The sequence below is a fragment of the Pectobacterium brasiliense genome (assembly GCF_013449685.1).
Lineage (GTDB): Bacteria > Pseudomonadota > Gammaproteobacteria > Enterobacterales > Enterobacteriaceae > Pectobacterium > Pectobacterium brasiliense_A.
Genome location: NZ_JACDSF010000017.1, coordinates 293618 through 306874, shown reverse-complemented (window position 1 = coordinate 306874; position 13257 = coordinate 293618). Strand labels below are relative to the sequence as shown.

Below are 13257 nucleotides of genomic sequence, written 5' to 3'. Positions count from 1 at the left end.
AGAGTTAATGGCGATTTTCTCTACCGAAAGATTCGGTGATGACAAACCGTCTGCCGACTTATCTCCAAACCTAAATGGATAGAACATCATGAATTTACACGAGTATCAGGCAAAACAACTCTTTGCTCGATATGGTTTACCGGCACCGACCGGCTATGCCTGTACCACTCCGCGTGAAGCGGAAGAAGCCGCGTCTAAAATTGGTGCGGGTCCGTGGGTCGTAAAATGTCAGGTTCACGCAGGCGGTCGCGGTAAAGCGGGCGGCGTTAAAGTCGTCAGCAATAAAGAAGATATCCGCGCCTTTGCTGAAAACTGGCTGGGTAAAAAACTCGTTACTTATCAAACTGACGCACAGGGTCAGCCGGTTCATCAGATCCTTGTTGAAGCTGCAACGGATATCGACAAAGAGCTTTATCTGGGCGCAGTTGTTGACCGTGGCACGCGTCGCGTGGTGTTCATGGCGTCCACCGAAGGTGGCGTAGAAATTGAAAAAGTGGCAGAAGAAACGCCGGAGCTGATTCATAAAGCGGCGATCGATCCACTGGTCGGCCCACAGCCTTATCAAGGCCGTGAGTTGGCTTTCAAACTGGGCTTAAGCGGTAAGCAAGTTGCTCAGTTCACCAAAATCTTCATGGGTCTGGCGACGCTGTTCCTGGAGCGCGATCTGGCGCTGGTAGAAATCAACCCGCTGGTTATCACCAAGCAGGGCGACCTGATCTGTCTGGATGGCAAACTGGGCGCGGATGGCAATGCCCTGTTCCGTCAGCCTGAACTACGTGAAATGCGCGACCCAAGTCAGGAAGATTCCCGTGAAGCGCATGCGGCACAGTGGGAACTGAACTATGTTGCGCTGGATGGCAACATTGGCTGTATGGTCAACGGTGCCGGTCTGGCGATGGGCACGATGGACATCGTGAAACTGCACGGTGGTGCTCCTGCGAACTTCCTCGATGTTGGCGGCGGTGCGACGAAAGAACGTGTTACTGAAGCGTTCAAAATTATCCTGTCTGACGACAAGGTAAAAGCTGTCTTTGTTAACATCTTTGGTGGCATCGTACGTTGCGATTTGATCGCTGACGGCATCATCGGCGCCGTAGCCGAAGTGGGTGTTAACGTACCGGTTGTGGTACGTCTTGAAGGAAACAATGCGGAGCTGGGTGCCAAGAAACTGGCGGATAGCGGCCTGAATATTATTGCCGCGACCAGCCTGACGGGTGCTGCTCAGCAGGTTGTTGCAGCTGTGGAGGGTAAATAATGTCCATTCTGATTAATAAAAATACCAAAGTTATCTGTCAGGGTTTTACCGGTAGTCAGGGGACATTCCACTCTGAGCAAGCACTTGCTTACGGTACGCAAATGGTTGGCGGTGTGACGCCGGGTAAAGGCGGCACGGAACATCTGGGTCTGCCCGTATTTAATACGGTACGTGAAGCGGTAGAAGCGACGGGCGCAACGGCATCCGTTATCTACGTTCCCGCTCCGTTCTGCAAAGACTCGATTCTGGAAGCGATTGACGCAGGTATTGAGCTGATCATCTGTATCACTGAAGGTATCCCGACGCTGGATATGCTGACGGTGAAAGTGAAACTTGATCAGAGCGGCGTGCGTATGATCGGTCCGAACTGTCCAGGTGTGATCACGCCGGGCGAATGTAAGATCGGTATCATGCCGGGTCATATTCACCTGCCGGGTAAAGTGGGTATCGTTTCTCGTTCCGGTACGCTGACGTATGAAGCGGTGAAGCAAACGACCGATGCGGGTCTGGGTCAGTCAAGCTGTGTGGGTATCGGTGGCGATCCGATCCCAGGTTCTAACTTCATCGATATTCTGAAGCTGTTTGAGCAGGATCCGCAGACGGAAGCCATCGTGATGATCGGTGAAATCGGCGGTACGGCGGAAGAAGAAGCGGCTGCCTACATTAAAGAGCACGTGACGAAGCCGGTTGTCGGCTACATCGCGGGTGTGACGGCACCGAAAGGTAAGCGCATGGGCCACGCTGGCGCCATCATCGCCGGTGGTAAAGGTACGGCTGACGATAAATTCGCGGCGTTAGAAGCGGCGGGTGTTAAAACCGTTCGCAGCCTGGCGGATATCGGTGATGCAGTAAAAGCGATATTAGCGCATTAATCGATTATTCGATTAAATATACCAGCCACCTTAGGGTGGCTTTTTTTTATTCAAATTTAATCCTCGACGTTAATAGGTGCGATTGAATTGCGCATGACTTTTTCAGGGGTTTATTGGATAATTCGCGCGCTTGAAAAAGTGATGAGTGATAAACAGAAATGATGATTATCTCATTGGGTTTGTGTAAGCAGGGAATGATTAATTAATTTGCCTTAGGGGATGTTGTGTGAAAGGAAATATAAAAGCGCTGATTTTGGTATTATCTGCATTTACCTGCGCGGCCAACGCGCAGTCTATTAATATTGAAGTGCTAAGTGCGACGATTAAAGATAAAAAGATTGATGATGCAACGGTTATTCTACAGAAGAACGGAGCACAGTCAGTAACGGCTCGCTCTGATGCGACAGGCCGCGTAGGGCTTAACGCGCCGTTCGAGGTGGATCAAGACAGTCTGCTGATCATTAAAAAAGAAGGGTATTCCGATCTGGTGGTTAAATGTCCGTGTGATGGAATGACCTATGCTATTAGTCCAGTAATGAAAAACCTGGATGGCATGCGAATTGTATTAACCTGGGGTGAACAACCTTTTGATTTAGATTCCCACCTTATTTATCCGGGTAATCATGTTTATTTCCAACACAAGAAAGGACGCGATGCCAATCTTGATGTTGATGATACCGATAGTTTTGGTCCGGAAACGATTACTATTGATAAAAAGCGCTTAGGCGAAAGTTATATTTATGCTGTTCATGATTATTCGAACGGTGATAAGGCTAATTCATCAGCGCTTTCCGCAAGCAGTGCAAAAGTATTTGTCTATGTTGGAAGTTCACAGGTACGGGCATATTCTGTCCCACTGAACAAGGTAGGAAATGTTTGGACGGTTTTCCGTCTTAACCCTAACGGTGACTTTGAAGACATCAATGCCGTTGGCGAGGCCGATTTCTCAAAAGCGAAGGATGGTAATGCGCTGCCAATGGTGCTTAACCCCGCGCAGACCGCCACTTCAGTTGCTGGGAATACCGCGCTGGCAAAAAGCCTCAATCGCGACGGTGAAGCTGCCTATGGACGCGGTGAGCTAGAGCAGGCCACAACACTGTTCCTGGCCGCGATCGATCAGGACAGCGCGTTTGGTCAGGCATATAGCAACCTGGGCCTGACCTATCAAAAGCGCGGCAATATTGCTGAAGCCATTTGGGCCAACCGTAAAGCGATTGCGCTGGCAAATGGTAGCAACGCGGCAACCACGCGTGCCAGCTCGTACTACAATATTGCAAAAATCTACGAAAATGCGGGTCAGTTCAGCGATGCACTTCAGCATTATGAGCTTGCAAGAAGCCAGAAAAGTAACACGGTTTACGATAAAGCCATTGAGCGGATGAAAGCGAAGCAGTAAATCGCCGCATCTTGCTACGTGTGTAACCACAGCGGAGGCCTTTTTGGTCTCCGCTTTGTCATGGATCGTCACAAGCTCACGGCACAGGGGAAGGGCAGGGGAGTTTATGGCTAAAATACAGCGTCGTTGTCAGCAAGAAAAAACAGAAATTTGACATAAAATAGAAGATAAGAAATGCATGTGAATAATCGATAACGTAAAGTAAAAATTATATTGCCGAATTAATTTTAATTAAACCTAAAAGTCACATTGCATTAACAATGAGTGTAATAAAGAAATTAATGCAACGCGACAATCACGAGAAAAGCGTTAAATTGTTTTAGATCAAAAAACGCCTCTGGATATAATTTCTGAAATAGGCTTAAATTGCGCGAGGTCAATTATCGTCTTTCATGTCGTTTAGTGGAAAAGTTGATTTGAAGCCAAAAACCTAGTCTGGGTCACGTAAAAACCTATTTATTGTAGGGGATTACAGGCGTAATATACGATTACCTCCCTATGGGGTACGCGATTTGTAATACTTGTGATTTATCTTGAGCTTGCTGTCGGGGTATCGCGGTGCGACTGCCCTGGTGAACGGTATTTCTAGCGTTCATTACAGCCTGTGTTAAAGCAATTCTTGTTGTGTTCTTTTTGGGTGTAATGGCCGGATGTTTGGCGGCTTGTCAGCGTTTGCAAGCTAATCCCTTCCTGCGAGGAGCAAGGAGTCAAAATGTTTGATGTAGTCGAACTGTCACGTTTACAGTTTGCCTTAACTGCAATGTACCATTTTCTATTCGTACCATTAACGCTGGGGATGGCGTTTTTGCTGGCGATTATGGAAACGGTATATGTGCTGTCTGGCAAACAAATCTATAAAGATATGACCAAGTTCTGGGGCAAGTTATTTGCAATTAACTTTGCTCTGGGGGTTGCTACCGGATTGACCATGGAGTTTCAATTCGGGACCAACTGGTCATATTTCTCTCACTACGTCGGGGATATTTTCGGCGCGCCGCTAGCGATTGAAGGCCTGATGGCATTCTTCCTGGAATCGACCTTTGTTGGCTTGTTCTTCTTCGGCTGGGACCGTTTAGGAAAAGTGCAGCATATGGCCGTGACCTGGTTGGTCGCGCTGGGCTCTAACTTCTCCGCACTGTGGATTCTGGTTGCCAATGGCTGGATGCAGAACCCCATCGCATCGGATTTCAATTTCGAAACCATGCGTATGGAAATGGTGAGCTTCGCCGATCTGGTACTGAACCCGGTTGCTCAGGTGAAATTCGTTCACACGGTAGCGGCAGGTTACTGTACGGGCGCGATGTTCATTCTGGGTGTCAGTTCTTACTATCTGCTGAAAGGCCGTGACATTGCTTTTGCCAAGCGTTCATTCGCTATCGCAGCAAGCTTCGGTATGGCTTCTGTTCTGTCCGTTATTGTACTGGGTGATGAATCTGGTTATGAAATGGGGGACGTACAGAAAACCAAACTGGCGGCAATTGAAGCAGAATGGGAAACGCAACCCGCACCGGCATCCTTTACGCTGATCGGCATCCCCAATCAGGATACGATGGAAAATAACTATGCCATCAAGATCCCTTATGCTCTGGGACTCATTGCCACGCGTTCTACTGACAAAGAAGTGACGGGTCTGAAAGAACTGCTGGTGATGCATGAAGTGCGTATTCGCAATGGTATGAAGGCTTACCAGTTGCTGGAAGAATTACGCGCGGGTAACACTGACCCGGCAGTAAAAGCAGCGTTTGATCAAGCTAAGCAGGATCTGGGCTATGGTTTGCTGCTGAAACGCTATACGCCGAAAGTCTCTGATGCGACAGAAACGCAGATTCAACAGGCTGTTAAAGATTCTATCCCGCGCGTTGCACCGCTGTATTTCTCTTTCCGTATCATGGTGGGCTGTGGCGTTCTGATGCTGTTAATCATCGGTCTGTCCTTCTGGAGTGTTCTGCGCAACAAAATTGGTCAGAAACGCTGGCTGCTCCGTACGGCGTTGTACGGCATTCCGCTCCCGTGGATTGCTATCGAAGCCGGCTGGTTTGTGGCTGAATACGGCCGTCAGCCTTGGGCTATCGGTGAGATTCTGCCGACAGCCGTTGCGACGTCATCACTGACCGCAGGGGATATTCTGTTCTCCATGGGGCTGATCTGTGGTCTGTATACGCTCTTCCTGATTGCAGAAATGTATCTGATGTTCAAATTCGCACGTCTGGGGCCAAGCAGCCTGAAAACAGGGCGCTACCATTTTGAACAACCTATAGCGGCTGCGCAGGAAGCACGGTAAACAGGAGTCCACTATGTTTGAATATGAAGTCTTACGTTTTATTTGGTGGCTGTTGATCGGTATTTTGCTGATTGGCTTCGCTATCACTGATGGTTTTGACATGGGCGTGGGCATTCTGGTGCGTCTGATGGGACGTGGTGATACCGAGCGTCGTGTCATGATTAACAGCATTGCGCCGCACTGGGACGGTAACCAGGTTTGGCTGATCACCGCCGGTGGTGCGCTGTTTGCTGCCTGGCCGATGGTTTACGCTGCCGCGTTCTCCGGTTTCTACATTGCCATGATTCTGGTGCTGGCCTCGTTGTTCTTCCGCCCCGTCGGCTTCGATTACCGTTCAAAAATCGAAGATCCACGCTGGCGTGGTATGTGGGACTGGGGCATTTTCATCGGTAGCTTTGTCCCACCGGTAGTGATTGGTGTGGCATTTGGTAACCTGTTGCAGGGCGTGCCGTTCCACGTTGATGAATATCTGCGTCTGTACTACACCGGAAACTTCTTCCAACTGCTGAATCCGTTTGGCCTGTTGGCTGGTGTGGTTAGTCTGACGATGATCCTAACTCAGGGTGCAACCTACCTGATGATGCGGACCACGGGTGACCTGCACGTGCGTTCTAAATCTGCCGCGCAGATTTCCGCGCTGGTGATGATGGTGACGTTTGCTCTGGCTGGCGTATGGGTCGTTTACGGTATTGATGGTTATGTGGTGACGTCTGCGATTAACACCGCAGCTGAATCTAACCCGCTGCGTAAAGAAGTCGTTCAGCAGGCAGGTGCCTGGCTGATCAATTTCAATAACCATCCGGCATTGTGGGCTATCCCTGTTCTGGGTGTAGTGCTGCCAGTGCTGACTACCCTTATGGCGCGTGCAGAGAAAGGGGCTTGGGCATTCCTGTTCTCCTCTCTGACTATTGCTTGTGTGATTCTGACGGCAGGGATTGCTATGTTCCCATTCATCATGCCGTCAGTGACTGTGCCTAACGTCAGCTTGACGGTATGGGATGCAACATCAAGCCTGCTGACGCTGAAAGTCATGACTGTGGTTGCGATAATTTTTGTTCCTATCGTGCTGTCTTATACCGCATGGTGTTACTACAAGATGTTCGGTCGCATTACCAAAGAGCAGATTGAGCAAAACACTCACTCTATGTACTAAGTAAGGAGCTTAATTTATGTGGTATTTTGCCTGGATACTCGGAACGCTTCTTGCTTGCTCACTGGGGATCGTCACGGCCCTGGCTATTGAGCAGAGTGAGGCAAGCAAAGCGGCTGAAGAAGATAAGCAATGAGTGAACTGGTCGATAAACTCTATCGCCTGATGGATAAGAGCCCGTTAAGGGCTCTTTCCCTTATCATGGCGTTGCTGCTAGCTGGCTGTGTATTCTGGGATCCGACGCGTTTTGCGGCGCGGACCAGTGAGCTCGCAGTTTGGCAGGGGCTGCTGTTGATTTGGGCCGTTTGCGCTGGCGTTGTTCACGGCGTTGGTTTTCGTCCACATCGCCTGCTCTGGCGCGTGTTTTTCGCACCACTTCCCGCCTTTGTGATCCTGTGCGCAGGATTGTACTATTTCTTCGGCTAAAATAGCCTCCTATTCCATTTAGTTATGGGTTGCTTACAGCCCATAATTATTTTCTTTCCGCCGTCACAATCCATTCCAAACCTCATTTCTCTTGCGTATAGTAGCGAGGTTTAATGCATTACTGGGATGTAGAGTGAGTAATTCGTTGTTTCGCTGGCCAGTTCGAGTCTACTTTGAAGACACTGATGCAGGTGGCGTTGTCTACCATGCGCGCTATGTTGCCTTTTATGAAAGGGCAAGAACCGAGGCGTTGCGTGAACGCAACTTTCACCAGCAAGCCTTGCTCAGTGAGCATGTGGCGTTTGCTGTTCGTCGGATGACGGTGGAGTATCTTGCTCCTGCGCGCCTTGATGACATGCTGGAAGTGCAAAGTGAGGTTATCTCGCTGCGTGGCGCTTCTCTGACTTTCGCACAGCGTATTCTCAATGCTCATGGCACCCTGCTAAGCCATGCTGAAGTTTTGATCGCATGCATCGATCCACATCAAATGAAGCCGGTTGCGCTTCCTAAGTCTATTGTCGCGGAGTTCAAGCAGTGACTGACATGAACGTTTTTGATTTGTTCCTGAAGGCAAGCCTTCTGGTCAAACTAATCATGCTGATTTTAATCTGTTTTTCTATCGCTTCTTGGGCGATCATTATTCAACGTACCCGCATTCTGAACTCGGCGACGCGTGAGGCTGAGGCGTTCGAGGACAAATTTTGGTCGGGCATCGAACTGTCCCGCCTCTATCAGGAAAGCCAGACTCGTCGCGATAGCCTGACGGGCACTGAACAAATCTTCCATTCAGGTTTCAAAGAATTTGCACGGTTGCATCGTGCCAACAGCCATGCGCCGGAAGCGGTCGTAGAGGGGGCATCCCGTGCGATGCGTATTTCAATGAATCGTGAATTGGAAACGCTGGAAACACACATTCCCTTCTTGGGCACCGTGGGTTCTATCAGCCCGTATATCGGTCTGTTCGGTACCGTTTGGGGGATTATGCACGCCTTCATCGCGCTTGGCGCCGTGAAGCAGGCAACCTTACAAATGGTTGCGCCTGGTATTGCCGAGGCTTTGATTGCTACAGCAATCGGTCTGTTTGCGGCGATCCCTGCGGTCATGGCATATAACCGTCTTAGCCAGCGGGTAGGCAAACTGGAGCAGAACTACGACAACTTTACTGAAGAGTTCATCGCTATACTGCACCGTCAAGCATTCTCCAGCGACAACAGCAAGTAATCAGGGGGGAGCATGGCACGAGTACGCAGAGGCCGTCGTGAGCTGAAGTCCGAGATCAACATTGTTCCGCTGCTGGACGTGCTGTTGGTACTGTTGCTGATTTTTATGGCGACAGCACCGATTATTACGCAGAGCGTTGAGGTGGATCTGCCGGATGCGACCGACTCAAAAACGGTCTCCAGCAATGACAATCCGCCCGTGATCGTAGAGGTTTCAGGCATAGGGCAATATAGCTTGGTTGTTGAACAAAAGCGTATGGAGCAACTTCCGGCAGAGCAAGTGGTTGCTGAAGCACAATCACGGCTGGCAACCAACCCCAAGACGGTCTTTTTGATTGGTGGTGCGAAGGATGTTCCTTATGATGAGATCATTAAAGCGTTGAATTTATTGCATCAGGCTGGCGTAAAATCCGTTGGTTTGATGACACAACCGATTTAAATGAGCACATCACGGTAATGATCGTTAAGCCTATTTCTGGCAACACTGTTTTTGGGAATCGCTTGTGTTAAAGGCAAACGAACAAAACGATAAGCTGAAACGCGCCGTTATTATCTCGGCTGTTTTGCACATCATACTGATTGCTTTGCTGCTCTGGAGTTCGTCGACGCAAACGATGGATGCCAGCGGGGGCGGCGGAGGCTCGTCAATTGATGCCGTCATGGTCGATCCGAGCGCAGTGGTGGAGCAGTATAACCGGCAACAGCAGCAGCAGACGGATGCAAAACGTTCTGAACAGCAGCGTCAAAAGCAAGCTGAACGGCAGGCCGAAGAGCTTCAACAGAAGCAAGCGGCTGAACAGCAGCGGCTGAAAGAACTGGAAAAAGAGCGTCTACAAGCGCAGGAAGAAGCGAAAAAGCAGGCTCAGGAGCAGGCTGAACAGCGTAAGCAGTCTGAAGCGGCCGCTCAGCAGGCAAAAGAACAGCAGAAGCAAGCTGAAGCTGCAGCGGCAAAAGCGAAGGCCGAAGCTGAACTACAGGCGAAAGCGGCGGCAGACGCTAAGAAGAAAGCGGAAGACGAAGCGAAGAAACAAGCTGCGGCCGCCGCTGCGGCCAAAAAGCAGGCGGAAGAAGAGGTTAAAGAAAAAGCAGCTGAAGCCGCCAAGCAGAAGGCAGCAGAAACCGCTAAAGCAGAAGCAGCAAAGGCTGCCGCAGAGGCAGCAAAAGAGGCCGAGCAGGCTAAGCAAAAAGCAGCGGCTGAGGCAGCTAAACAAAAAGCCGATGCTGAAGCCACTAAGAAAGCTGAAGCAGCTGCAGCAGCTAAGAAAGCCGCTGATGATAAAAAGAAAGCGGCAGCAGAGGCCGCTAAGCAGGAAAGCGCTGTTGATGATTTGCTGGGCGGACTTGCTTCATCGAAAAATGCGCCCAAGTCTGGCGGTGGTGCACCTGCCGGCACTGGTAACAATAAGAAGAGCGGTGCATCAGGTGCAGCGCTTGATAGCTATGGTAGTCAGGTGCGTTCAGCCATTCAGAGCAAGTTTTATGACTGGCAGCTCTACAAAGGCCGCACCTGTACGTTACGGATTAAGCTGGCGCCAGATGGTCTGCTGATTGACGTCACGGCTGAAGGTGGCGATCCGGCGTTATGCCAAGCAGCTATTGCGGCTGCCAAACAGGCCAAAATACCGAAGCCGCCAAGTACGGATGTTTATGAGGCTTTCAAAAATGCGCCAATAGACTTTAAACCGCAGTAACCGGGCTGTTTACCCAATAGATTTAAGATTATTACGATGGTAAATAAACCAGGTTATGTTGTTTTGTTGACATTGGTTTGTTTTTGTTAAAATTCTGCTAATTTATCGTAGACTTCGCGTCTGGATAAGGGAGATGAGATGAAGCAAGTACTGAAAGTTGCATTAAGCTTTTTAATGCTGTGGACTGCGGTTGTTCACGCGGAAGTACGTATAGAGATTACCCAAGGGGTAGACTCTGCACGCCCTATCGGTGTGGTTCCGTTCAAATGGGCGGGCCCGGGCGCTGCGCCTGAAGACGTCGGTGGCATCGTGGGTGCTGACTTACGTAACAGTGGCAAATTCAACCCGATCGATGCAAACCGTATGCCTCAGCAACCTGCAACAGCATCCGAAGTGACGCCTGCTGCATGGACGGCGTTAGGCATCGATGCGGTTGTTGTTGGTCAGGTTCAGCCGAGTGCTGATGGCAGCTATCTGGTTTCTTACCAGCTCGTTGATACCTCCGGTAACCCTGGTAACGTATTGGCGCAGAACCAGTTTAAAGTGACCAAACAGTGGTTGCGCTATGCTGCGCATACGGCCAGTGATGAAGTGTTTGAAAAACTGAGTGGTATCAAAGGTGCGTTCCGTACCCGTATTGCTTACGTTGTTCAGACCAACGGTGGTCAGTTCCCTTATGAACTGCGCGTTGCAGACTACGATGGCTACAACCAGTTTGTGGTTCACCGTTCACCGCAGCCGCTGATGTCCCCGGCTTGGTCCGCAGACGGCAGCAAACTCGCCTATGTAACATTTGAAAGTGGCCGTTCAGCGCTGGTTATCCAGACGCTGGCAAATGGTGCGATCCGCCAAGTCGCGTCTTTCCCACGTCACAACGGTGCACCTTCTTTCTCTCCTGATGGCAGCAAGTTGGCCTTCGCACTGTCTAAGAGCGGTAGCCTGAATCTGTATGTGATGAATCTGGGATCGGGGCAAATCAGCCAGGTGACTGATGGTCGCAGCAATAACACGGAACCAACCTGGTTCCCAGACAGCCAGACCTTGGCCTATACTTCAGACCAGGCTGGTCGTCCGCAAGTTTATAAAGTGAATGCTAACGGCGGCGCGCCACAGCGTCTGACCTGGGAAGGTTCTCAGAATCAGGACTCCGATGTGAGTGCCGACGGGAAGTTTTTGGTAACGGTGAGCTCGAATGGTGGGGCTCAGCATATTTCCAAACTGGATCTGGTAACGGGTGCCGTACAAGTATTGACGGACACGTTCCTGGACGAAACGCCAAGTATCGCACCGAATGGCACGATGGTGATCTACAGTTCCAAACAAGGGCTGGGTTCAGTGCTACAGCTGGTTTCGACAGATGGGCGTTTCAAAGCGCGTCTTCCGGCTACTGATGGACAGGTTAAATTCCCTGCCTGGTCGCCGTATCTATAAGTACAGATATGTACAATAAACTCGTCAAAGGACATAAGAAATGCAATTCAATAAAGTGCTGAAAGGCCTGATGTTGGCTCTGCCGGTACTGGCAGTGGCCGCTTGTAGCTCCAACAAGAACGCGGACAATGACCAATCTTCCATGGGTGCTGGCAACAACGGCATGATGGACGGCGGTAACATGTCTTCTTCTGAACAAGCTCGTTTGCAGATGCAAGAATTACAGCGCAACAACATCGTTTACTTCGGTCTGGACAAGTACGATGTGAGCTCTGAATTCGCTCAGATGCTGGACGCACACGCTGCATTCCTGCGTAGCAACCCGTCTTACAAAGTGACTATCGAAGGTCACGCGGACGAACGTGGTACGCCAGAATACAACATCGCTTTGGGTGAGCGTCGTGCCAATGCGGTACAAATGTACCTGCAAGGTAAAGGCGTTTCTTCCGATCAGATCTCTATCGTTTCTTACGGTAAAGAGAAACCAGCTGTTCTCGGCCATGACGAAGCGGCTTATGCCAAAAACCGTCGTGCCGTTCTGGTATATTAAGAGAATCGCATGAGCAGTAACTTCAGACGTCACCTGTTGGGTCTGTCGTTACTGGTTGGCGTAGCGGTCCCTTGGGCCGCTACTGCCCAAGCGCCAATCAGTAATGTCGGCTCAGGCTCGGTCGAAGACCGCGTCACTCAATTGGAGCGTATTTCTAACGCTCACAGTCAGCTTTTAACCCAACTTCAACAGCAGCTCTCTGATAATCAGCGTGATATTGACAGCCTCCGTGGGCAGATTCAGGAAAGTCAGTATCAGTTGAATCAGGTTGTTGAACGGCAGAAACAGATCTATCAGCAGATTGATGGATTAAGTTCGCAATCATCTTCTACACCGACGACAGATGGCACGCCTGCCGCTGCGGCGGGGACTGATACCGGTGCTGCCAATACGGCGGCACCGGCCAGTACGGGTGATGCAAATACTGATTACAATGCCGCAGTCGCGCTCGTACTGGAGAAAAAACAGTACGATCAGGCTATCAGCGCATTTCAGGCATTCGTCAAGAAGTACCCAGATTCAACGTATCAACCTAATGCTAACTATTGGCTTGGTCAGTTGAATTACAACAAGGGGAAAAAGGACGATGCGGCGTACTATTTCGCCAACGTTGTTAAAAATTATCCCAAGTCACCAAAAAGTTCCGAAGCCTTGCTGAAGGTTGGGGTGATCATGCAGGAAAAAGGTCAGGCAGATAAAGCCAAGGCCGTTTACCAGCAGGTTGTAAAAATGTACCCCAATACGGAAAGTGCAAAGCAGGCGCAAAAGCGTTTAGCCGGATCGTAATACCGTATTAATTGGCACAAAAATTGCGCATCATGAGCGGTTTTTGTGCCTAAACGTCTTAAGAGTAGGCAATTAAACAGTTTTTTAAGAAAATAGGTTGCGCTGAAAATTTAAATCAGTAATATATGCCGCCGTTGCCAAGGCAAATAGCAAAACGCTAAAGCAGCATGAAATTGGGTCGTTAGCTCAGTCGGTAGAG

General features: G+C 49.9%; 14 protein-coding genes. All 14 read left to right on the top strand.

Going from position 1 to position 13257, the window contains the following annotated elements; genetic code table 11:
* Nucleotides 1-88: 88 nt before the first annotated feature.
* The 14 genes from sucC (at nt 89) to cpoB (ending at nt 13058) form a co-directional block, all read left to right on the top strand.
* Nucleotides 89-1255: an ADP-forming succinate--CoA ligase subunit beta gene (sucC, locus tag H0248_RS09195; RefSeq protein WP_010285004.1), complete on the top strand. Its 1167-nt coding sequence runs from the start codon at nt 89-91 to the stop codon at nt 1253-1255.
* A complete protein-coding gene (gene sucD / locus H0248_RS09190) occupies nt 1255-2127 on the top strand; it encodes a succinate--CoA ligase subunit alpha (protein ID WP_180785721.1) in 873 nt (290 codons plus the stop codon). Before sucC ends, sucD begins: the two co-directional genes overlap by 1 nt.
* A 226-nt stretch (nt 2128-2353) precedes the next feature.
* Entirely contained in the window at nt 2354-3523 is a 1170-nt protein-coding gene (locus H0248_RS09185) for a YfaP family protein (protein WP_180785719.1), read from the top strand.
* A gap of 712 nt (nt 3524-4235) precedes the next feature.
* Nucleotides 4236-5804, top strand: a complete 1569-nt coding sequence (gene cydA, locus H0248_RS09180) for a cytochrome ubiquinol oxidase subunit I (protein ID WP_010285007.1) — start codon at nt 4236-4238, stop codon at nt 5802-5804.
* 13 nt (nt 5805-5817) lie between these two features.
* On the top strand, nt 5818-6957 hold the full coding sequence (gene cydB / locus H0248_RS09175; RefSeq protein WP_180785717.1) for a cytochrome d ubiquinol oxidase subunit II: 1140 nt from the start codon (nt 5818-5820) through the stop codon (nt 6955-6957).
* 16 nt (nt 6958-6973) lie between these two features.
* Complete coding sequence (gene cydX / locus H0248_RS09170) at nt 6974-7090, top strand: cytochrome bd-I oxidase subunit CydX (RefSeq protein ID WP_180785715.1); 117 nt, start codon at nt 6974-6976, stop codon at nt 7088-7090.
* Complete coding sequence (gene ybgE, locus H0248_RS09165; protein WP_180785712.1) at nt 7087-7380, top strand: cyd operon protein YbgE; 294 nt, start codon at nt 7087-7089, stop codon at nt 7378-7380. The genes cydX and ybgE overlap by 4 nt, the downstream gene beginning before the upstream one ends.
* 133 nt (nt 7381-7513) lie before the next feature.
* Nucleotides 7514-7918 carry a tol-pal system-associated acyl-CoA thioesterase gene (gene ybgC / locus H0248_RS09160; RefSeq protein WP_180785711.1) on the top strand — a complete coding sequence of 135 codons (405 nt, stop codon included), beginning with the start codon at nt 7514-7516 and terminating at the stop codon, nt 7916-7918.
* Nucleotides 7915-8601: a Tol-Pal system protein TolQ gene (gene tolQ, locus H0248_RS09155; protein ID WP_110163617.1), complete on the top strand. Its 687-nt coding sequence runs from the start codon at nt 7915-7917 to the stop codon at nt 8599-8601. The genes ybgC and tolQ overlap by 4 nt, the downstream gene beginning before the upstream one ends.
* A gap of 12 nt (nt 8602-8613) precedes the next feature.
* A complete protein-coding gene (gene tolR, locus H0248_RS09150; RefSeq protein ID WP_180785708.1) occupies nt 8614-9039 on the top strand; it encodes a colicin uptake protein TolR in 426 nt (141 codons plus the stop codon).
* Between the two features lie 64 nt (nt 9040-9103).
* Nucleotides 9104-10291, top strand: a complete 1188-nt coding sequence (gene tolA / locus H0248_RS09145; protein WP_180785706.1) for a cell envelope integrity protein TolA — start codon at nt 9104-9106, stop codon at nt 10289-10291.
* Between the two features lie 138 nt (nt 10292-10429).
* The gene (tolB, locus tag H0248_RS09140) at nt 10430-11722 is read left to right on the top strand and encodes a Tol-Pal system beta propeller repeat protein TolB (protein WP_010285308.1); all 1293 of its coding nucleotides are present in this window, start codon (nt 10430-10432) and stop codon (nt 11720-11722) included.
* A gap of 40 nt (nt 11723-11762) precedes the next feature.
* On the top strand, nt 11763-12272 hold the full coding sequence (gene pal, locus H0248_RS09135) for a peptidoglycan-associated lipoprotein Pal (protein ID WP_010299226.1): 510 nt from the start codon (nt 11763-11765) through the stop codon (nt 12270-12272).
* Nucleotides 12273-12281: 9 nt separating this feature from the next.
* On the top strand, nt 12282-13058 hold the full coding sequence (gene cpoB / locus H0248_RS09130; RefSeq protein ID WP_015839528.1) for a cell division protein CpoB: 777 nt from the start codon (nt 12282-12284) through the stop codon (nt 13056-13058).
* Nucleotides 13059-13257: the final 199 nt, after the last annotated feature.

Coding starts and splice junctions, on each gene's coding strand:
- sucC (WP_010285004.1), top strand. CDS start 89: ATGAATTTACACGAGTATCAGGCAAAACAACTCTTTGCTCGATATGGT.
- sucD (WP_180785721.1), top strand. CDS start 1,255: ATGTCCATTCTGATTAATAAAAATACCAAAGTTATCTGTCAGGGTTTT.
- cydA (WP_010285007.1), top strand. CDS start 4,236: ATGTTTGATGTAGTCGAACTGTCACGTTTACAGTTTGCCTTAACTGCA.
- cydB (WP_180785717.1), top strand. CDS start 5,818: ATGTTTGAATATGAAGTCTTACGTTTTATTTGGTGGCTGTTGATCGGT.
- cydX (WP_180785715.1), top strand. CDS start 6,974: ATGTGGTATTTTGCCTGGATACTCGGAACGCTTCTTGCTTGCTCACTG.
- ybgE (WP_180785712.1), top strand. CDS start 7,087: ATGAGTGAACTGGTCGATAAACTCTATCGCCTGATGGATAAGAGCCCG.
- tolR (WP_180785708.1), top strand. CDS start 8,614: ATGGCACGAGTACGCAGAGGCCGTCGTGAGCTGAAGTCCGAGATCAAC.
- tolB (WP_010285308.1), top strand. CDS start 10,430: ATGAAGCAAGTACTGAAAGTTGCATTAAGCTTTTTAATGCTGTGGACT.
- pal (WP_010299226.1), top strand. CDS start 11,763: ATGCAATTCAATAAAGTGCTGAAAGGCCTGATGTTGGCTCTGCCGGTA.
- cpoB (WP_015839528.1), top strand. CDS start 12,282: ATGAGCAGTAACTTCAGACGTCACCTGTTGGGTCTGTCGTTACTGGTT.